19 protein-coding genes are annotated in these 19,102 nt (G+C 68.9%); 15 read left to right on the forward strand and 4 right to left on the reverse strand.

Annotated elements, in window-relative coordinates:
* Window positions 1-12: 12 nt before the first annotated feature.
* The 3 genes from ACODSY_RS03085 to dnaA all read left to right on the forward strand — a co-directional run bounded on the left by ACODSY_RS03085 (window position 13) and on the right by dnaA (window position 3,124).
* Window positions 13-792, forward strand: coding sequence for an enoyl-CoA hydratase (locus ACODSY_RS03085; RefSeq protein ID WP_488950180.1), 780 nt, complete (start codon window positions 13-15; stop codon window positions 790-792).
* Window positions 793-912: 120 nt separating this feature from the next.
* The gene (gene rpsT, locus ACODSY_RS03090) at window positions 913-1,182 is read left to right on the forward strand and encodes a 30S ribosomal protein S20 (protein WP_488950181.1); all 270 of its coding nucleotides are present in this window, start codon (window positions 913-915) and stop codon (window positions 1,180-1,182) included.
* Between the two features lie 451 nt (window positions 1,183-1,633).
* Window positions 1,634-3,124: a chromosomal replication initiator protein DnaA gene (dnaA, locus tag ACODSY_RS03095; RefSeq protein WP_488950182.1), complete on the forward strand. Its 1,491-nt coding sequence runs from the start codon at window positions 1,634-1,636 to the stop codon at window positions 3,122-3,124.
* A gap of 94 nt (window positions 3,125-3,218) precedes the next feature.
* On the opposite strand, the gene ACODSY_RS03100 is transcribed toward dnaA, so the two are convergent.
* The 3 genes from ACODSY_RS03100 to ACODSY_RS03110 all read right to left on the reverse strand — a co-directional run bounded on the left by ACODSY_RS03100 (window position 3,219) and on the right by ACODSY_RS03110 (window position 6,754).
* A complete protein-coding gene (locus ACODSY_RS03100; protein WP_488950183.1) occupies window positions 3,219-4,658 on the reverse strand; it encodes an amidase family protein in 1,440 nt (479 codons plus the stop codon).
* Window positions 4,659-4,660: 2 nt separating this feature from the next.
* Entirely contained in the window at window positions 4,661-5,434 is a 774-nt protein-coding gene (gene dapB, locus ACODSY_RS03105; protein ID WP_488950184.1) for a 4-hydroxy-tetrahydrodipicolinate reductase, read from the reverse strand.
* A 108-nt stretch (window positions 5,435-5,542) separates the two neighbouring features.
* Window positions 5,543-6,754: a lysozyme inhibitor LprI family protein gene (locus tag ACODSY_RS03110; protein ID WP_488950186.1), complete on the reverse strand. Its 1,212-nt coding sequence runs from the start codon at window positions 6,752-6,754 to the stop codon at window positions 5,543-5,545.
* 120 nt (window positions 6,755-6,874) lie between these two features.
* Here ACODSY_RS03110 and ACODSY_RS03115 point away from each other — a divergent pair, with 120 nt between their 5' ends.
* Window positions 6,875-7,417 carry a GNAT family N-acetyltransferase gene (locus ACODSY_RS03115; protein ID WP_488950187.1) on the forward strand — a complete coding sequence of 181 codons (543 nt, stop codon included), beginning with the start codon at window positions 6,875-6,877 and terminating at the stop codon, window positions 7,415-7,417.
* On the opposite strand, the gene ACODSY_RS03120 is transcribed toward ACODSY_RS03115, so the two are convergent.
* Entirely contained in the window at window positions 7,414-8,166 is a 753-nt protein-coding gene (locus ACODSY_RS03120) for a LytTR family DNA-binding domain-containing protein (RefSeq protein ID WP_488950188.1), read from the reverse strand. The genes ACODSY_RS03115 and ACODSY_RS03120 overlap by 4 nt on opposite strands.
* A 294-nt stretch (window positions 8,167-8,460) precedes the next feature.
* On the opposite strand from ACODSY_RS03120, the gene ACODSY_RS03125 reads away from it, so the two are divergent.
* The 11 genes from ACODSY_RS03125 (at window position 8,461) to ACODSY_RS03175 (ending at window position 19,098) form a co-directional block, all read left to right on the forward strand.
* On the forward strand, window positions 8,461-8,943 hold the full coding sequence (locus ACODSY_RS03125; RefSeq protein WP_488950189.1) for a DUF2306 domain-containing protein: 483 nt from the start codon (window positions 8,461-8,463) through the stop codon (window positions 8,941-8,943).
* 165 nt (window positions 8,944-9,108) lie between these two features.
* Window positions 9,109-10,308: an ADP-forming succinate--CoA ligase subunit beta gene (sucC, locus tag ACODSY_RS03130; RefSeq protein ID WP_488950191.1), complete on the forward strand. Its 1,200-nt coding sequence runs from the start codon at window positions 9,109-9,111 to the stop codon at window positions 10,306-10,308.
* Between the two features lie 3 nt (window positions 10,309-10,311).
* Window positions 10,312-11,190 carry a succinate--CoA ligase subunit alpha gene (gene sucD, locus ACODSY_RS03135; RefSeq protein ID WP_488950192.1) on the forward strand — a complete coding sequence of 293 codons (879 nt, stop codon included), beginning with the start codon at window positions 10,312-10,314 and terminating at the stop codon, window positions 11,188-11,190.
* 83 nt (window positions 11,191-11,273) lie between these two features.
* Entirely contained in the window at window positions 11,274-14,225 is a 2,952-nt protein-coding gene (locus ACODSY_RS03140) for a 2-oxoglutarate dehydrogenase E1 component (protein WP_488950193.1), read from the forward strand.
* A 43-nt stretch (window positions 14,226-14,268) separates the two neighbouring features.
* Window positions 14,269-15,492, forward strand: coding sequence for a 2-oxoglutarate dehydrogenase complex dihydrolipoyllysine-residue succinyltransferase (gene odhB, locus ACODSY_RS03145; RefSeq protein ID WP_488950194.1), 1,224 nt, complete (start codon window positions 14,269-14,271; stop codon window positions 15,490-15,492).
* 152 nt (window positions 15,493-15,644) lie between these two features.
* Window positions 15,645-16,031, forward strand: a complete 387-nt coding sequence (locus tag ACODSY_RS03150; protein WP_488950195.1) for a DUF8776 family protein — start codon at window positions 15,645-15,647, stop codon at window positions 16,029-16,031.
* Between the two features lie 14 nt (window positions 16,032-16,045).
* Window positions 16,046-16,477 carry a response regulator gene (locus ACODSY_RS03155; protein WP_488950196.1) on the forward strand — a complete coding sequence of 144 codons (432 nt, stop codon included), beginning with the start codon at window positions 16,046-16,048 and terminating at the stop codon, window positions 16,475-16,477.
* Between the two features lie 79 nt (window positions 16,478-16,556).
* Window positions 16,557-17,975, forward strand: coding sequence for a dihydrolipoyl dehydrogenase (gene lpdA / locus ACODSY_RS03160; protein WP_488950197.1), 1,419 nt, complete (start codon window positions 16,557-16,559; stop codon window positions 17,973-17,975).
* Window positions 17,957-18,397, forward strand: coding sequence for a GNAT family N-acetyltransferase (locus ACODSY_RS03165; protein WP_488950198.1), 441 nt, complete (start codon window positions 17,957-17,959; stop codon window positions 18,395-18,397). The genes lpdA and ACODSY_RS03165 overlap by 19 nt, the downstream gene beginning before the upstream one ends.
* Window positions 18,398-18,556: 159 nt before the next feature.
* Window positions 18,557-18,838: a hypothetical protein gene (locus tag ACODSY_RS03170; RefSeq protein ID WP_488950199.1), complete on the forward strand. Its 282-nt coding sequence runs from the start codon at window positions 18,557-18,559 to the stop codon at window positions 18,836-18,838.
* A gap of 17 nt (window positions 18,839-18,855) precedes the next feature.
* A complete protein-coding gene (locus ACODSY_RS03175; protein WP_488950200.1) occupies window positions 18,856-19,098 on the forward strand; it encodes a hypothetical protein in 243 nt (80 codons plus the stop codon).
* The last annotated feature ends 4 nt before the right edge of the window (window positions 19,099-19,102 follow it).

Consider the following 19,102-nt stretch of genomic DNA (forward strand, 5'->3'; position numbering starts at 1 on the left):
TCGGAGAGCCCCATGGCCTATGAGACCCTGATCGTCGAGACGCCCAGCGCGGGCGTGACCCTGATCCGCCTGAACCGGCCCGAGGCGCTGAACGCCCTGAACAGCCAGCTCCTGGGCGAGCTGGGCCAGGCGCTGGACGCCGCCGAGGCCGACGAGGGGGTCCGGTGCGTGGTGCTGACCGGCTCGGACCGCGCCTTTGCGGCCGGCGCCGACATCAAGGAGATGTCCGACAAGTCCTACGCCCAGATGTTCGCCTCGAACTTCTTCGGCGCCGCGGGCCGGCGGGTCGAACAATTCCGCAAGCCGATCATCGCCGCGGTGGCCGGCTACGCCCTCGGTGGCGGCTGCGAGCTGGCCATGCTGTGCGACTTCATCATCGCCGCCGAGACCGCCAAGTTCGGCCAGCCCGAGATCAACCTGGGCGTCATGCCCGGGATCGGCGGCACCCAGCGCCTGCCGCGCGCCGTGGGCAAGGCCAAGGCCATGGACATGGTGCTGACCGCCCGGATGATGGACGCCGCGGAGGCCGAGCGCGCCGGTCTGGTCAGCCGCATCGTGCCCGCCGACAAGCTGCTGGACGAAGCCCTGGCCGCTGCGGCCAAGATCGCCGGCCAGTCGCCGCTGGCGGTGATGATGAACAAGGAGCTGGTGAACGCTGCGTTCGAGACCACCCTGGCCACCGGTGTGGCGGTGGAGCGGCGCCTTTTCCACTCGCTCTTCGCCTTCGACGACCAGAAGGAAGGCATGGCCGCTTTCGTCGAGAAGCGGAAACCGGACTTCAAGGGCCGATAGGGCGCGGCGAGATGGCGCCGAAGCGGCATTGACCCGCCCGGCCCCTTTCAGTATATCCGCGCCTCCAATTTCGCCCGCCGGCCAACCGGCGGGTGCTACCCGTTTCGAGAGCAGTTCCGAATGGCCAATACGCCCGGCTCCAAGAAGGCGGTCCGCAAGATCGCCCGCCGCACCGAAGTGAACACCGCCCGCCGCTCGCGCGTGCGGACCTTCCTGCGCAAGTTCGAAGAGGCCCTGGCCTCGGGCGACGCCGGCGCCGCCAAGGCCGCGTTCGTGGAAGCCCAATCCGAGCTGATGCGCGCCGTCGGCAAGGGCGTCGTGCACAAGAACACCGGCTCGCGGAAGGTGTCGCGCCTGGCCGCCCAGCTGAAGAAGATGTCGGCGGCCTAAGAGCTCCGCGCGGAGCCCTCTGGGCCTCCGTTTTCAAGCTGGACCGTAGGGGGTGGTTCACCCCCTCTTTCCCTCTAGGAATTCTGATCGGCGGCGCCCTCTCGGGCGCTGCTTTTTTGTGCGCGAAATTGGGCTGCGGAATGCGCTGCCTGCGACCGATTTGCTCAGTCTCCGCACTCGGTTTTTCGGCTTTCCCTTGGACCGAAAAGGGTCCCCCGCGAGTCAACAGAAATAAGTCTCGACCGGGAAAAGAATCACCGTTGACCCCCCCCATGGCCCCCATTAGTGTCGGGGGTCTTACAGGCGTCTTTGACTTGATCCCGGCCGAAACCGGGGCGGCGGCGGACCACATGTGTTCGGCGAATAAGAGTCTGTTTGTGTTGCGTAAAGCGTTGTCCGGGGGGTTCGGGGCCCTGGCTTGTCGGCATTTGGGTTCTATGGGGTTTGAGAGATGACAAGCGGGGGGGCTGCGGGAGCTATGGCAAGCGCGCCGGCAATGGCCGTGTGGAGCAAGACCTGCCAGGTTCTCAAGCGCGAGCTGGGTGACGCCACGTTCGGATCCTGGCTGGGCCAGGCCGCGCTGCGGGAATCCGGCGATGAAGTTTGCGTCGTCGCGGCCACGGGTGTCGCGCGCGACTGGATCCGCCACAACGCCTGGCGCCGGATCGGCGAGCTGTGGGCCCAGAACGATCCGCTGGGCCGCCGCCTGGACCTGAAATCACGCATGGAGGTCGAGGCCGCCTCGATGACCGCGCGTCCGCCGGTTGCGGCGAACGGTCCCGGCATCGGCGCGCCCGTCATGAGCGCCCCGGCGCCGCGCGGCACGCAGGCGCCGCCAAGGACGGCCGAAGTGTTCGAGATCGAGGTCGAGGCCGCTGCGCCGGTCGCCGCCCGCCAGGGGCGCCTCCAGGGCCTCCAGGAACGCTATTCGTTCGACACCTTCGTGGCCGGCCCGGCCAACGAGTTCGCCTTCGCGGTCGCGCGCCGGGTGGCCTCATGGGCCGATGGACACTTCAACCCGGTGGTCTTCCATGGCCCCTACGGTTTCGGGAAGACCCACCTGCTGAACGCCCTCGCGTGGGAAGCCATGCGCACCGGCGCCGGAAAGCGGGTGGTCTATCTCTCGGCCGAGCGGTTCACCTCGACCTTCGTCAACGCCCTGCAGACCAAGCAGACCGCGGCCTTCAAGGAAGAGCTGCGCAACGCCGACCTGCTGCTGATCGACGACGTCCACTTCGTTGCCGGCAAGACCCAGACCCAGGAAGAGCTGTTCCATACGCTTATCGCCCTGGTCGAGGATGGCCGTCGCGTGGTGCTGACCGCCGACCGCTCGCCGACCGAGCTCAGCGAGATGGAGCCGCGTCTGCGCTCGCACCTGCAGGCCGGCCTGGTCTGCGGCATTGAGCCGGCCGACCGCACGCTGCGCCTGGGCATCCTGGAGCGCAAGCTGAACACCCTGGCCCAGCAGGGGGGCTTCCACCCCGCGGCCCGGCCCGAGGTGCTGCAGTTCCTGGCCGACCGTTTCACCGACAGCGTCCGCGAGCTGGAGGGCGCTCTGAACACCCTGGTGGCCCGGGTGGGCGGCGACATCGCCCGGCTGAGCCTAGACGAAGCCCAGGCGATCCTGCGGCCCCACCTGTCGGTCACCGAGCGCAAGGTGACGGTCGACATGATCCAAAAGACCGTGGCCGAGCACTACGCGCTGAAGCAGGCCGACCTGATCTCGGAACGCCGGGCCCGCGCCGTGGCCCGCCCGCGGCAGGTGGCGATGTGGCTGGCCAAGCAGATCACCACGCGCTCGCTGCCCGACATCGGCCGCCGGTTCGGCGGGCGCGACCACACCACCGTCCTGCACGCCGTGCGCCGCATCGAGGCGCTCAAGGCCGAGGACGCCACCATCGCCCGCGACGTGGACGTGCTGCTGCGCAAGCTGCGCGGCTGAGTTCTGGAGAGCGTCGACGACGAAGGCCCGCCGCGAGGCGGGCCTTTTTCGTAGGGCCGAGCGCCGGATCTCGAGTCGCCGTTCCGTCGAGGCCTTAGGACCCCAACGGCGGGCTGACGAAGCCGCGCACGTTCTCATCGATCGCCTGGGCGATGGCGAGGGTGCGGGCGTCTCCGGCGTGGGGGCCGATGAGCTGGACGCCCACCGGCAGACCCGACGACGTCTGACCCGCCGGCACGGCGGTGGCCGGCAGGCGCAGGGCGGTGGCCACCGAGATCCAGGTCAGCATGGACGTGTAGGGGATCGACCGGCCGTCGGAGGTCCGCAAGCTCCGCTTCTGGAACGGCGCGCGGTCGTGCGGGAAAGGGGGGACCGGCGCGATGGGGGCGAGGATCGCGTGGTAGCTGCCGAACGTCTCGTCGATCTCGGAGCGAAGGCGCGCGCGCACCGCATCGGCGGCCATCCACTCGCGGTGGCGCGCGGTATAGGCCATGACCATCGCCGCGCTCGAAAGCGGTCCCGCCTTCGCGACCGAGCCCTTCGCGAACAGCCGCATGCGCTCCATGCCGCGGAGCGTCCTGGGCGGCAGGTCCTCGCCCAGCACCGCGCCCAGGAGGGTCTGGTAGCTGTGCAACAGGGCGCGCATGTCGACCGGGCTGGGGATGGTCTCGACCTCCGCGCCCGCCGCGCGCAGCTCGTCGGCGAAGGCCTGGATTACGCCTCGCACCTGCGGGTCGAGCGGGCACAGGGGATCGTCGAGCCACAGCCCGATCTTGGTTTGCTTGAGGTCGGCGGGCGGGGCCTTCGGCGCAAGCGGGCCGTTCTCGATGATGGAGAGCAGAAGGCGCAGGTCACGCGCCGAGCGCGCCATCGGCCCGATCACATTGAGGTCGCGCTCGGAGAACGAGCCCGGGCTGGGCGGCACGTGACCCCGCTGGCTGACCATGCCCCAGGTCGGCTTGTGGCTGAAGACCCCGCAGAAGCTGGCGGGCACGCGCAACGAGCCCCCGATGTCGGAGCCGATCTCGAGCGGCGTCACGCCCGCAGCGAGGGCGGCCGCGGCGCCGCCGGACGAGCCGCCGGGCGTGCGCTTGGGGTCCCAGGGATTGTTGGTGGCGCCATAGAGCGCGTTCGCGCTCTGCCAGTCGGCCGCCATGACCGGCACGTTGGTCTTGCCCCAGATCACCGCGCCGGCCCGACGGGCGTGGCTGACGGCCGCCGCGTCCTCGGTCATCCGGCGGCGCAATTCGGGCAGGCCCGACGAGGCGGCCATGCCGGCGACGTCGAAGGTGTCCTTGATGGTCATGGGCAGGCCGGCCAGCGGCCCCAGCGGCTCGCCACGGATCCGGGCGTCGTCCAGGGCCCGCGCCCGTTCCAGCGCCCGCTCGGGGTCGGCGGCGACCACGGCGTTCAGCCTGCCGTGGGTCTCGGCGTGACGCGCGAGCGAGGTCTTCAGCAGTTCCACGGCGGAGACGCGCTTGCTCGCCAGGGCCACGAGCTGGCTGACGGCGTCCTGATCGATGAGGTCGGCCATGGTCAGTTACCGCGGAAGCCCAGCACGTCCTGCATGTCGTAGAGCCCGGGCGGCTTGCCGGCGACCCACTTGGCCGAGGCGACAGCCCCGCGGGCGAACAGGCCCCGGTCGCGGCCGGAATGGCTGAGGGTGAGAATCTCGTCCTCGGCGGCGAAGGTGACGCTGTGCTCGCCGATGATCCCCCCGCCGCGCAGGACTGAGAAGCCGATCTCGCCAATAGGCCGCTCGCCGGTAATGCCATCGCGGCTGCGGCGCTCGACGTCCTTCAGGGCCACGCCCCGCCCCCGGGCGGCGGCTTCGCCTAGCATGAAGGCCGTGCCCGACGGGGCGTCCACCTTGTGCCGGTGATGGGCCTCGAAGATCTCGATGTCGTAGGTCTCGGCCGGCAGGGCGCGCGCCGCCTGGGCCACCAGGCCCATCAGCATGTTCACGCCCAGCGAATAGTTGCCCGCGAAGACGATCGGCGTCTGCTTCGCGGCCTCGGCGATGGCGGCGCGCTGTTCGTCGCTCGCCCCGGTGGCCCCGATCACCAGGGCGACGTCATGGCCGGCGGCCTGGCGAGCCAGTTCGACCGAAGCGGCCGGTGTTGTGAAGTCGATGATCACGTCGGCGGCGGCCAGTGCTTCGGCCGCGGTGCTGAGGCCGGCGTCTTCTCCGCCCGGACGGTCGAACCGCGCGGCAAGCACCAGCGCGCGATCAGCCGACACGGCCTTGTCCACCGCCTGGCCCATGCGGCCCTGGGCGCCGGCGATGGCGATGCGTATGGGATCGGGCACGGCGCTCTCCGGGTCTGCTGGCTGGCAAATGCTAGCGACGCGGCGCGAGCGTCAACCGTGGCGAGACCACGGCCGCGCGTGAAACGGCCTCCGACAGGCAGCGAGGCGTCAGTTCTCGCGTGCGTCCCGGGTCAGGTCGTTGAGCTCCGAGATCCGCGCCTCATAGACGTCCTCGACGGCCCAGGGCGCCTCGCGGGCGGCGGCGGCGCGGGCCTGCAGCCAGCGGGCCTGCTGCCGGCGGAGCGCCGAGGCGGGCACGCCCGCGGCCTCGGCGTTGCGGTAGGCCTGCTGCAGTTGGCGGTCGCGCGCGCCCAGCCGCCCGTCGGCGCAAACCACGGCCTCGCCAGGATCGGCCGAGGCGCAGCCGTCGTTGCGCGCCACCCGCATCGGGCCTTCGCCGCGCGGGACGACCGGCTTCCGGGGCGGCGGCGCCTTGGCCTTCGCGACCGGGGCCGGCTTCGTCGAGGCCTTCTCCACCTTGGGCTTCGGCTTGGCCTTGGCGAGCTGGACCTTCTTCGCCTTGGCGGCCTCGGCCTTGATCTTCGCCGGCGCCGTCTTCACCGCCTTGACCAGCGAGGCCAGCCGCTTCGGCTCGGCGTTGGCCTTGTCGACCTTCGGCTTCCGGACCTCGGCCTTCGCGACCTTCGCCACCTTGGCTTTCTCCAGCTTGGCTTTCTCCCGCTTGGCCTTCTCCAACTTGGCCAGGCGGACGGCCGTCTCGGCGCGGGCCTTTTCAGCCGTGGCTGTTTCGGCCTTCTTCGCCTTGGCTTCGGCGATCTTCATGCGGTCGGACTTGGGCTCGGCTTTCGGCGTCTTAGCCTTCCCCACCTTGGGCGTCTCGACCACCGGCTTTTCGACCTTCGCCTTATGCCGAGCTTCCGCCTTCACGGGCGCAGGCGGCAGGGCCGGGGGTTTCTCGTCCACCTTGACCGCGGGAACCACCTGGAGCGGTTCGGCCGCCACGACGGCGTCGACCTTCATCAGGCCGGCGGCTGGACGGCGCGGCGCCGCCGGCTCGGCCATCAGCGGCGGCGGCTCGCTTGCGGAAGCCTCGCCCGGCAGCACCTCGAGCAGCGGCCCGATGGGCGCCGGGCCATCGTCGACCACGATCTGGAGGGCGGGACGCACGATGTCCTCCGGCGCGACGGGCTTGGCCGATGGCTGCGCCTGCGGCGGCGGGGCGGGCCTGGCCCACAGGCCCATGCCGGCGCCGAGCGCGATCGCGCCCACGACGCCCGCGGCCACCAGCCGGCCTCCCGGCCCCTGCGGTTTCTGAGCCGGCGCTTCCGGCTGTTGATCGTCGAACTGGACCTGCGTCATGAGGCGCCCCCTGATACACGGGTCCCTCGACGCACAGGGCAGGGTTCGGCTACGGCGCAATGGCCGTCACAGCTCGCCCCAACCCCGAACTCTCTCCCAACTTCAGATTGAGGCAAAAACGTGCTGTTGGAAATCCCCACTCTTGAGACAGAACGCCTCATTCTGCGCGCCCCGGAACCGGGCGACTTCGAGGCTTGGGCGGCGTTCTGCGCCGACGAGGAGGCGGCGCGCTACATCGGCGGCCCGCAGGACCGGATCGGCGCCTGGCGGATCATGAGCGTCATGGCCGGAGGCTGGTTCAGCCGGGGCTTCTCGATGTTCTGCGTCATCGAGAAATCGACGGGCCGCTGGGTGGGCCGGGTGGGGCCGTGGCAGCCCGAGGGATGGCCGGGGACCGAGGTCGGCTGGGGCATCGCCCGCGACTGCTGGGGGAAGGGTTACGCCACCGAAGCGGCGGCGGCCGCCATCGACTGGGCGTTCGAGACCCAGGGCTGGATCGAGGTGATCCACACCATCGAGGCGGCCAACGTGAACTCCCAGAAGGTGGCCCAGCGCCTGGGTTCGCGCATCCTGCGCCAGGCCGTCCTGCCGCCGCCGATGAACGTGCCGGTGGATTGCTGGGGCCAGTCGCGGGAGGCGTGGCTGGCGAAGCGGAGGGGCTAGATCCAGCCCCGCTCCCGCAAGATTCCCGCATAGGTCCGGCTGACCGGGACTTCCGCGCCGTCCTTCAGCGTCAGCGTGGCGCGGCCGTCGCCGCGTCGGGCGTCGGCGATGGCGTCGCGGGCCACCCACCACGAGCGGTGGACCTGGGCGCCCTCGATGCCCTCCAGCTCGGACACCGCGTCGGCCAGGCGCATCAGGATCAGGTCCTGGCCCTTTGAGGTGTGGAGGCGCAGGTAGTGGTCCTCGGCTTCTACCGCCCAGACGTCGGCGCCGCGCAGCTTCAGCGGCAGCCGCTCCAGGAACTTGGGCGGCTCCGGCGCGGCCTCGGTCATCGCGACCCGGCGGCTCTCGATGAGCACGTTGATGGTCGTGATGGCCAGCGCCACGATCAGCACATACCCGAAGAGCACCGGCAGGCCGGACACGCTGATCCGCGAGCCCAGCATCCCCCGGGTCACCACCCAGACCAGCAGCGTGAAGGGCAGCGACATGGCGAGCGAGGCGAGCGCCACGTCCAGCCAGATGGCGCCCGTCCGACGGCGGCCGCCCTGGAAGAACCAGTTCGCGATGACGGAGCCGACGAAGTAGCCGACCACCATCATCAGCATCCAATAGGCAAGGCGCAGTGGCAGGGGCGAGTCGCCGGTGCCGAACGCGCCCGAGAAGGTGAGGAAAAGGCCGGCGGCCACCGCCACGGCCATGCCGCGAAGCCAGGATCGCGCGTCCTCGTGGCGGAACAAGCGCCCCAAGAGGCCCTTCATCGCCGCGCCGCTCGCGAAGCGTGAACGGCGGCCCGCGGCCGTTCGCGAAGCTGCGCCGTCACCCGACGTATCCCCGCTCGCACCGGTTTCCGACCGCCGTCATGTCCTGACTCGAACGGGCCGCGCCGCGCGCCGCCCAACACTGTCCGGAGATAAAGGATGTCGTCCGTTTCGCAAACGCCCGCCCCCCGCGCTGTCGAGTTCGAAAGCGCGGATGTTCGAAGGAAGACGAGCGGTTCCCGCTCGAAGCCGCTGAGCTTCCAAGTGCGGTTTTCCCTCGCGATGGCCATAGTCGCCGTCATCGTGGGCCTGTCGCTGGGCGGCGCCTGGAAGGGTGTGGCCGCCGTCGCGATGACGGCGCGCCTGCACGCCCCCGACATGGCGCTGTTCGACAGCCTCTCACCCGCCATCAAGATCCACCTGTTCACCGCCTTGGCCGCGCTCGTCCTGGGGGGCGTGCTGATGACGGTGCGCAAAGGCCGAACGTTCCACCGCGTGGCCGGCTGGGTCTGGGTGAGCCTCGTGATGGTGACGGCCGGGGCGACGCTGTTCATCACCAGCCTCAATCACGGCAAGTGGTCGATCCTGCACCTCTTCACCGGCTGGGTGCTGCTGGTCCTGCCGCTCGCGGTGATGTGGGCGAAGCGCCACAACGTGGCGCGCCATCGGCGGACCATGATGGGCCTGTTCTACGGTGGCTTCGCGGTCAACCTGTTCATCGCCCTGATCCCCGGCCGGACCCTGTGGATGATGTTCCTGGGATAAATCGCTCTCTGCGAGAGAGCGGGCGCGTTCACCTCGGGGGAGGTTCGTGCGCCGCGGGGCGGTTTTCCGCCCCTCACGCGGTTGTCATCGCAGGAGGCGGCGCCTATAAGCCGCCTCACTCGCCGCCAGGGGCGAGCTTTCCCCGCCAGTCGCCCCCAAGGCCTCATGAACATCCACGAACACCAAGCCAAAGCCGTCCTCGCGGAGTTCGGCGTGGCGGTCCCGCGCGGCTATCCCGCGTTCTCCGTCGACGAAGCCGTCGAAGCTGCGAAGAAACTGGGCGGACCCGTGTTCGTCGTGAAGTCGCAGATCCACGCCGGCGGGCGCGGCAAGGGGCGCTTCGAAGGGCTGGGCCCCGACGCCAAGGGCGGTGTGCGGGTGGTCAAGAGCGTCGAGGACGTCAAGGCCAACGCGACCGAGATGCTGGGCCGCGTGCTGGTGACCCACCAGACGGGCGCCAAGGGCAAGCAGGTGAACCGCCTCTACATCGAGGAAGGCGCCGCCATCGCCAAGGAATTCTACCTGTCGCTGCTGGTCGACCGCGAGACGAGCCGGGTCTCGGTCGTGGCCTCCACCGAAGGCGGCATGGACATCGAGGAGGTCGCCCACTCGACCCCGGACAAGATCGTCACCTTCTCGATCGACCCGGCCACCGGCGTCTGGGCCCACCACGGCCGCGCTCTGGCCGGCGCCCTGGGCCTCAAGGGCGACCTGGCCAAGCAGGCCGCCACCCTTCTCTCGCAGCTCTACACGGCCTTCGTGGCCAAGGACATGAGCATGCTGGAGGTGAACCCGCTCATCGTCACCGCCGACGACCAGCTCCGCGTGCTGGACGCCAAGGTCAGCTTCGACAGCAACGCCCTGTTCCGCCACAAGGACATCCAGGCGCTGCGCGACGAGACCGAGGAGGACCCGAAGGAGATCGAGGCCTCCAAGTACGACCTCAGCTACATCGCCCTCGACGGCGAGATCGGCTGCATGGTCAACGGCGCGGGCCTGGCGATGGCGACCATGGACATCATCAAGCTGTACGGCGCCGAGCCGGCCAACTTCCTGGACGTGGGCGGCGGCGCCGACGAGGCCAAGGTGACGGCGGCCTTCAAGATCATCATCGCCGACCCGAACGTGAAGGGCATCCTGGTCAATATCTTCGGCGGCATCGCCCGCTGCGATATCCTGGCCCAGGGCGTCGTCGCCGCAGTGAAGCAGGTCGGGCTCAAGGTGCCGCTGGTCGTCCGCCTGGAAGGCACCAACGCCGAGCTCGGCAAGAAGATCATCAACGAGAGCGGTCTGAACGTGATCGCCGCCAACGACCTCTCGGACGGCGCCGAGAAAATCGTCAAGGCCGTGCGGGGCGCTGCGTAAGACATGTCGATCCTGATCAACAAGAACACCCGCGTCATCTGCCAGGGCATCACCGGCGCCCAGGGCACGTTCCACTCGGAACAGGCGATCGCCTATGGGACCAAGATGGTCGGCGGCGTGACGCCCGGCAAAGGCGGGACCACCCACATCGGCCTGCCGGTCTACGACACCGTCGCCGAGGCGGTGAAGCAGACGGGCGCGGACGCCAGCGTGATCTATGTGCCGCCGCCCTTCGCCGCGGACTCGATCCTGGAAGCCATCGACGCCGAAGTCCCGCTGATCATCTGCATCACCGAGGGCATCCCGGTGGCCGACATGGTCAAGGTGAAGCGCTCGCTTAGCGGCTCGAAATCCAGGCTGATTGGCCCGAATTGCCCCGGCGTCCTGACGCCGGATGAGTGCAAAATTGGCATCATGCCGGGCAACATCTTCAAGAAGGGCTCGGTGGGTGTTGTTTCCCGCTCGGGCACGCTTACCTACGAGGCCGTGTTCCAGACCTCGCAGGTGGGCCTCGGCCAGACGACGGCCGTCGGCATCGGCGGGGACCCGGTGAAGGGCACCGAGTTCATCGACATGCTCGACATGTTCCTGAAGGACCCGGAGACCGAGTCGATCATCATGATCGGCGAGATCGGCGGCTCCGCCGAGGAAGACGCGGCTGAATTCATCAAGAATTCAGCAATAAAGAAGCCTATGGTCGGCTTCATCGCGGGGCGCACCGCGCCGCCCGGACGGCGCATGGGCCATGCGGGCGCGATCATCTCGGGCGGCAAGGGCGGCGCCGAGGACAAGATCGCGGCGATGGAAGCTGCGGGCATCCGCGTGTCGCCATCCCCGGCGGCCCTCGGCACGACGCTTCTGGACGTTCTCAAGGGCGCGTAAGCGCCGCACATTCGGTATTGGGCGGTCCGCGCTCGGCTCCTTCTTCCGAAGTCCGTGGGCCCGCCCTCGGTAAGGCGAAGGACATGGCGGACGACGCGGGCCTCATCAACGAAGTGATGGCCGAGACCTCATTCCTCTACGGCGGCAATGCGGCCTTCGTGGAGGACCTCTACGCGAGGTGGGCGGCCGACCCGAATTCGGTCGCGCCCTCGTGGCAGGCCTTCTTCGCTTCGCTGCTGGACGGCAAGTCCGATGTGGCCCGCGCCGCCGGCCGGCCCGCGTGGGCCAAGACCGAGACGCCCTACGCCCGTCCCGACTGGATGAGCGCCATCGACGGCCTGTGGCCAGCGGTGGAAGCCAAGCTCGGCAAGACCATCGAGGAAAAGAAGCCGACCGCCTCGGTCGACGAAGTCCGCGCCGCAACCCTCGACAGTCTGCGCGCCATCATGATGATCCGCGCCTACCGGATGCGCGGCCATCTGAAGGCCAACCTGGATCCGCTGGGCATCGCCGCCACGCCGGGCGACGCATCCGAGCTGGATCCCGCCACCTACGGCTTCGCCGAGGCCGACTTCGACCGGCCGATCTTCCTCGACTACGTGCTGGGTCTGGAGACCGCCTCGATCCGCGAGATCCTGGCGATCCTGCGCCGCACCTACTGCGGCAACGTCGGCGTGCAGTACATGCACGTCTCGGACCCCAAGGAAAAAGCCTGGCTGCAGGAGCGCATCGAGGGCCGCGACAAGGAGATCGTCTTCACCAAGGAGGGCAAGGTCGCCATCCTGAAGAAGCTGATCGAGACCCAGGGGTTCGAGCAGTTCCTCCACCGCCGCTTCCCCGGCACCAAGCGCTTCGGCCTGGACGGCGGCGAGGCCATGGTCCCGGCGCTGGAGCAGATCATCAAGCGCGGCGGCGCCATGGGCGTGAAGGACATCGTCCTGGGCATGCCGCACCGCGGCCGCCTGAACGTGCTGGCCGCCGTGATGGGCAAGCCGTACCACATCATCTTCCACGAGTTCCAAGGCGGCTCGGCCGTGCCTTCCGACGTGCAGGGCTCGGGGGACGTGAAGTACCACCTGGGCGCCTCGTCCGACCGCGAGTTCGACGGCAACAGCGTCCACCTGTCGCTGACTGCCAACCCGTCGCACCTGGAGATCGTGAACCCGGTGGTGATCGGGAAAGTCCGCGCCAAGCAGGCCTTCACCCTGCGCGACCAGCCCAGCGCGGGCCGTGGCCACGTCATGCCGCTGCTGCTGCACGGCGACGCCGCCTTCGCGGGCCAGGGCGTGGTGGCCGAGTGCTTCGCGCTCTCGGGCCTGCGCGGCTACGGCGTCGGCGGCACCATGCACTTCGTGGTCAACAACCAGATCGGCTTCACCACCAGCCCGAAGAACAGCCGCTCGTCGCCCTATCCGACCGACGTGGCCCTGATGGTGGAAACCCCGATCTTCCACGTGAACGGCGACGATCCCGAAGCCGTCACCTTCGCCGCCAAGGTGGGCACCGAGTACCGCCAGCTGTTCGGCAAGGACGTGGTCATCGACATGTTCTGCTACCGGCGCTTCGGTCACAACGAGGGGGACGACCCCACGATGACCCAGCCGCTGATGTACGCGAAGATCAAGAACCACCCGTCGGTTCGCGACCTCTACGCCACGCGGCTGGTGGGCGAGGGCGTCTGCAGCCAGGCCGACGTCGACGGCTGGATCGCCGAGTTCGACAAGTTCCTCGACGAGGAATTCGAGAGCGGCAAGCAGTACAAGGCCAACAAGGCCGACTGGCTGGACGGCAAGTGGTCGGGCCTCAAGCTTCCTTCGGGCGAGGAGCGCTACGCCACCGGCGTGCCGAAGCAGAAGCTGCTCGACCTGGGCCGCAAGCTCACCTCGATCCCCGACCGCATCAGCGTCCACAAGACGGTCGAGCGCGTGATCCAAGGCCGCCGCGACGCCATCGAGGCGGGCGAGGGCTTGGATTGGGCCACCGCCGAGAGCCTCGCGTTCGCCAGCCTGCTGGACCAGGGCTATCCGGTTCGCCTCTCGGGCCAGGACAGCGTGCGCGGCACCTTCAGCCAGCGCCACTCGGGCATCATCGACCAGAAGACCGAGGAAGTTTACTTCCCGCTCCGGAACCTCGGGCCCAACCAGGCCCATTTCGAGGTGCTGGACTCGGCGCTGTCGGAAGAGGCGGTGCTGGGCTTCGAGTACGGCTTCTCGCTGACCGATCCCGACACGCTCACCATGTGGGAAGGCCAGTTCGGCGACTTCGTGAACGGCGCCCAGGTGGTGATCGACCAGTTCATCAGCTCGGGCGAACGCAAGTGGCTGCGGATGAGCGGCCTGGTGATGCTGTTGCCGCATGGCTACGAGGGCCAGGGTCCCGAGCACTCGTCGGCGCGCCTCGAGCGCTTCCTGCAGCTCTGCGCCGAAGACAACATGCAGGTGATCAACGCGACGACGCCGGCCAACTACTTCCACGCGCTGCGCCGCCAACTGCTGCGGGAGTTCCGCAAGCCGCTCATCGTCATGTCGCCGAAGTCGCTGCTGCGCCACAAGCGGGCGGTGTCCAACCTCGCCGACCTGGAGACCGGCACCGGCTTCCACCGCGTGATGGTCGACGGCGCCGAGGCCGGCTGCGACGTGGGCGGCGTTACGCTCACCGCGGACGACAAGATCAACCGCGTCATCGTCTGCTCGGGCAAGGTCTACTTCGACCTGGTCGAACAGCGCGCCAAGTCCGGCCGTGACGACGTCTACATCCTGCGCCTGGAACAGTTCTATCCGTGGCCTCTGAAGTCGCTCACCAACGAGCTGAAGCGCTTCAAGAACGCCGAGTTGGTGTGGTGCCAGGAAGAGCCCAAGAACATGGGCGGCTGGCAGTTCGTCGACCCGTGGCTGGAGCTGACGCTGGAGCGCATGAGCATCAAGGCCAAGCGCGCCCGCTACGTCGGTCGGCCGGCCTCGGCCTCCACGGCCGCCGGCCTGATGAGCCGCCACCTGAAAGAACTCGACGCCTTCCTCACCGAAGCGTTCGCCTAGAACCCGTCCTGCCGACCTGAGAGACCAAGGAGCCTACCCCCCAATGGCCGACATCATGACCCCCGCCCTCGGTGAATCCGTCACCGAAGCCACGGTGGCGCGCTGGGCGAAGAAGGCCGGCGATGCGGTCCGCAAGGACGAGATCCTGGTCGAGCTGGAAACCGACAAGGTGAGCCTGGAAGTAGCCGCCCCGTCGGACGGCGTGCTCAGCGAGATCACCGCCGAGGAAGGCGCCACGGTCGAGCCGGGCGCGGTGCTGGGCAAGATCAGCGAAGGCGGCGCGGCCGCGGCGGCGCCCAAGGCCGAAGCGCCCAAGGCGGAAGCCAAGCCCGAGCCGAAGCCGGCCCCCGCGCCAGCGCCCGCTCCGGCCGCCAAGGCGGCGGCCGAACCCGTGCTGGCGCCGTCGGCCCAGCGCGTGGCGGCCGAGAACAACCTCGACCCGGCCGCGATCCCCGGCACCGGCAAGGACGGCCGGGTGACCAAGGGCGACGCGCTCGCCGCCCTGGAAGCCCGCGCCAAGGCTCCGGCCGCCGCGCCGGCCGCTCCCGCCGCCCCGCGCGCCATCCATGAGCGCGAGGAGCGGGTGAAGATGACCCGCCTGCGCCAGACGATCGCGCGCCGGCTGAAGGAAGCCCAGAACAGCGCCGCCATGCTGACCACCTTCAACGAGGTGGACATGACCGAGGTCATGGCGCTGCGGAACGCCTACAAGGACGTCTTCGAGAAGAAGCACGGCGTGAAGCTGGGTTTCATGTCCTTCTTCGTGAAGGCCGTGATCCACGGTCTGAAGCAGGTGCCGGACGTCAACGCCGAGATCGACGGTACGGACGTCATCTACAAGAACCACTACGACATCTCGGTCGCCGTCGGCACCGAGAAGGGCCTGGTGACGCCGGTGGTCCGCGACGCCGACGCCATGAGCCTGGCCGACATCGAGAAGGAGATCGGCGCCTTGGGCAGGAAGGCCCGCGACGGTCAGCTCTCGATGGAAGACCTGCAGGGCGGCACCTTCACCATCTCGAACGGCGGCATCTACGGCTCGCTCATGTCGACGCCGATCCTGAACCCGCCGCAGTCGGGCATCCTGGGGATGCACAAGATCCAGGAGCGGCCGATGGTCGTGAATGGGCAGATCGTGGCCCGGCCGATGATGTACCTGGCCCTGAGCTACGATCACCGGATCGTCGACGGCAAGGGCGCGGTGACCTTCCTCGTCCACGTGAAGGAAGCCATCGAGGACCCGCAACGGTTGCTGTTGGACGTCTGAAAAACCTGAGGTTTCTAAGCGATAGGTGCGGCGGACCGAGGCGGATCGCCGCACCTGCGCCATATCCACAGCTTTAGGCGAACGGCGTTTCCCACAATTCACCAATGCTTAGGCGTGGCCTGGGAAAGCTCCTTGAAAAGGGAGAGGTTTCCATGACCGCGCCGATCCAGAGCGAGGCCTTCGCGCCCAGCGTCGCCATGACGCTGGATGTGCTGTCGGCCGAGATCGAGCTCGCGGCCGCCCGCTGTATCCGCCTGGACAAGACCCTGGGCGAGTTCATGGATCGCCTCCCCACGGCTGAGCGCCAGACGCTGACCGAGAGCCTGCATGGCGTGGACCTGCTGGCCCAGCACCTCACCGGCCTCGCCAGCTTCGCGCGCACGGCCAGCTTCACCGCGCCCGAAGATGTAGGCTCGCCGGTCGACAGCGCGCTGGCCAGCCTCACTCTGGGCGCGCTCGCCGAACGCATGGCCGAGGGCCTGGGCAAGCCGGTGGCCGAGGGCGACGATGTCGATCCCGGCGAAGTGGACCTGTTCTGAGAGACGCGCCGCAGATGCTGTTCGACGCACCGCCTTCGTATCGGGTCCTGGTCGTGGATCACGACCGCACCACGCTCGAGATGGTCCAGATCCGCCTCGAAGTGGCCGGCTATGCCGTGACAGCCGTCCGCGACGCCGTGGCCGCCCTGGCGGTGCTGGAGGCCGGCGGCGCGGACGCGGTGGTCCTGGAGCGCCATCTGCCCGCCATGGCCAGCCTGCAGATCCTGGAGGCGCTCGCTTCCGCGCCCGGCGGCCCCGTCCCTGTCCTCCTCACCGGGCGCAAGCTCACGGACGAGGACATAGAGGCTGCGGCCGGCCACGGGGTCTGCGGCGGCCTGGCCAAGCCCTACAGCGGCGCGGCCCTTCTGGAGGCCGTCGACCGCATGCTCGCCGACGGGGCGCCGGCCCTCGCGGCCGAGCCGGAAGAGGCCTGGCTCGAGGTCTGAGCCGGAAGATCGGCCCGCGCCGGTTGACCTGTGACTTTCGAACACTAGGTTGCGCGCCCATCTAAGGCGCAGGCGAACCATGGCTGACACACCCAACTACGACGTCGTCATCATCGGCGGCGGCCCCGGCGGCTACAACGGAGCGATCCGCGCCGGCCAGCTCGGCCTCAAGGTCGCGTGCGTGGATAAGGGGATCGATGGCGGAAACACGCTGGGCGGCACTTGCCTCAACGTGGGCTGCATGCCGTCGAAGGCGCTGCTGCACGCTTCCGAGTTGTTCGCCGCGGCCAACACCGAGTTCGCCCAGCTGGGGATCGAGGTGACGCCGAAGCTCAACCTCGAACAGATGATGAAGCAGAAGGCCGAGTCCGTCGCCCAGCTCACCAAGGGCATCGAGTTCCTGTTCAAGAAGAACAAGGTCGACCGCTACCAGGGCACGGGCGCCATCGCGGGTCCCGGCAAGGTCAACGTCACGGGCGCCGACGGCGCGGTGACGACGCTGGCCGCCAAGGACATCGTCATCGCCACCGGCTCGCTGCCTTCGGGCCTGCCCGGCGTCGAGGTGGACCAGAAGCGCATCGTCGACTCCACCGGCGCCCTGTCGCTGCCGGAGGTGCCCGGCCACCTGGTGGTGATCGGCGCCGGCATCATCGGCCTGGAGCTGGGCTCGGTCTGGCGCCGCCTGGGCGCAAAGGTCACCGTCATCGAGTTCCTGGATCGCATCACCCCGGGCATGGACGCCGAGGTGGCCAAGACCTTCCAGCGCTCGCTGACCAAGCAGGGCATGGAGTTCAAGCTGGGCTCGAAGGTCACCGGCGCGAAGGCCTCGAAGACGGGCGTGACGCTCACCTTCGAACCCGTCGCCGGCGGCGCGGCCGAGACGCTGGAGGCGGACTATGTCCTGCTGGCGATCGGGCGGCGGCCCTTCACCGACGGGCTGGGCCTGGAGACGGTGGGGATCACGCCCGACAAGCGCGGGTTCATCGAGACCGATCACTGGAAGACCTCGGCGCCGGGCGTCTGGGCCATCGGCGACGTCACCCACGGTCCGATGCTGGCGCACAAGGCCGAGGAGGAGTCCGTCGCCTGCATCGAGGCGGTCGCGGGCAAGGCCGGCCACGTGAGCTACGGGCTCATTCCCAGCGTGGTCTATACGAGCCCCGAAGTGGCCTGGGTCGGCAAGACCGAAGAAGAGCTGAAGGCCGAGGGCCGCGCCTACAAGGTCGGGAAGTTCCCCTTCACCGCCAACAGCCGCGCCAAGATCAATCACGAGACCGAGGGCTTCGCGAAGGTTCTCGCCGACGCCAAGACCGACGAGATCCTGGGCGCCCACCTGATCGGGCCGTCGGTCTCCGAGATGATCGGCGAGTACGCCGTCGCGATGGAGTTCCGCGCCGCGTCCGAGGACGTCGCCCGCACCTGCCACCCGCACCCCACACGTTCCGAGGCGCTGCGGCAGGCGGCCATGGGGGTCGAAGGTTGGACGATGCAGGCCTGACGCCTGGCCTCACGGTCCGCCGCGCGCGGTTCGACGAGCTGGCCGCCTGCGCCAGCCTCTATGTGCGCGTCCTGACAGACACCTTCACCTGGTTGCCGCCCGAGCGGCACCGGGCCTCTGACTTCCTGGCCGCGGCCCGCGACGAGGAAGTCTTCGTCGCGGTCGAGGCCGGACGCATCCTGGGGTTGGCCGCGCTCTACCGGCCGCAGGCTTTCCTGCATTCGCTGTACGTGACCGAGCGGGGGCGGGGCGTGGGCAAGGCGCTGCTCGACCACGTGGCCGCCGCGGCGGGCGGGCGCCTCCAGCTCAAGTGCCAGGCCGCCAACCTGCGGGCTCAAGCCTTCTACGCTCGCGAGGGCTTCCGCTGCACCGAAGCCGGGGAAGATGGCGGGGTCGCCTGGCTGAGGTTCGAACGAGGCTGACACCTTCGCTGGGCAAGACCGATGTGCCGCAAGGCCGGCGAAAACCGGACACGCAACGCCACTGATCGGTCAAGCTGCGGTCAAGTGGCTGAAACTTAATTTGGAGACGCCGCCGAGCGGTGGCAGCCTGCCGGGGCTTGGGCAAAAAGGGAGGCCGCAATGTTGGCGATGCTCGCCGCCGCCGCGATGACCGCCACCGTGGCCGCCGCGCCGACCGCTGACCCGCGTCGGCCTGCCCTGACCTTCGCGCCGACCGCGGAGACCTGTAAGACGAACGGTCGGTTCGAAATCGCCGATCCCGCGCTCCTCTATCGCGACGACGGCAGGGCCCGTGCGTCCTTGCTCTCTCAGCTGCCCAAGGCCAATCACGAGAAGGCTGTGCTGCGGGTGATCGATGGCTGCACGGCGCCGATGGTCGTGGGCTACGAGGTGGGGCGCTAGTGGATCCAGTTTCGCTCATGATCGCGGCGACGCTCGCCGCCGCCCAACCGTCGATGAAGGATCTGCATGACGCACGCACGCCGATCCGCTGTCGGCCCGCGCCCTATTACATCTCCGAGCGCACGGGAAAACAGATCCCGCGCGTGCTTCTGGACACGCCCAAGGGCCGCTCCATCACGGTGATCGACAAGCGTGGACGCCCCTGCCACCTCACCCGCACGCCGAACGAAGGCCGCACCACCTTCCGCAATGCCGACTAGGCGT

It is taken from the genome of Phenylobacterium sp. FG114, assembly GCF_057809855.1.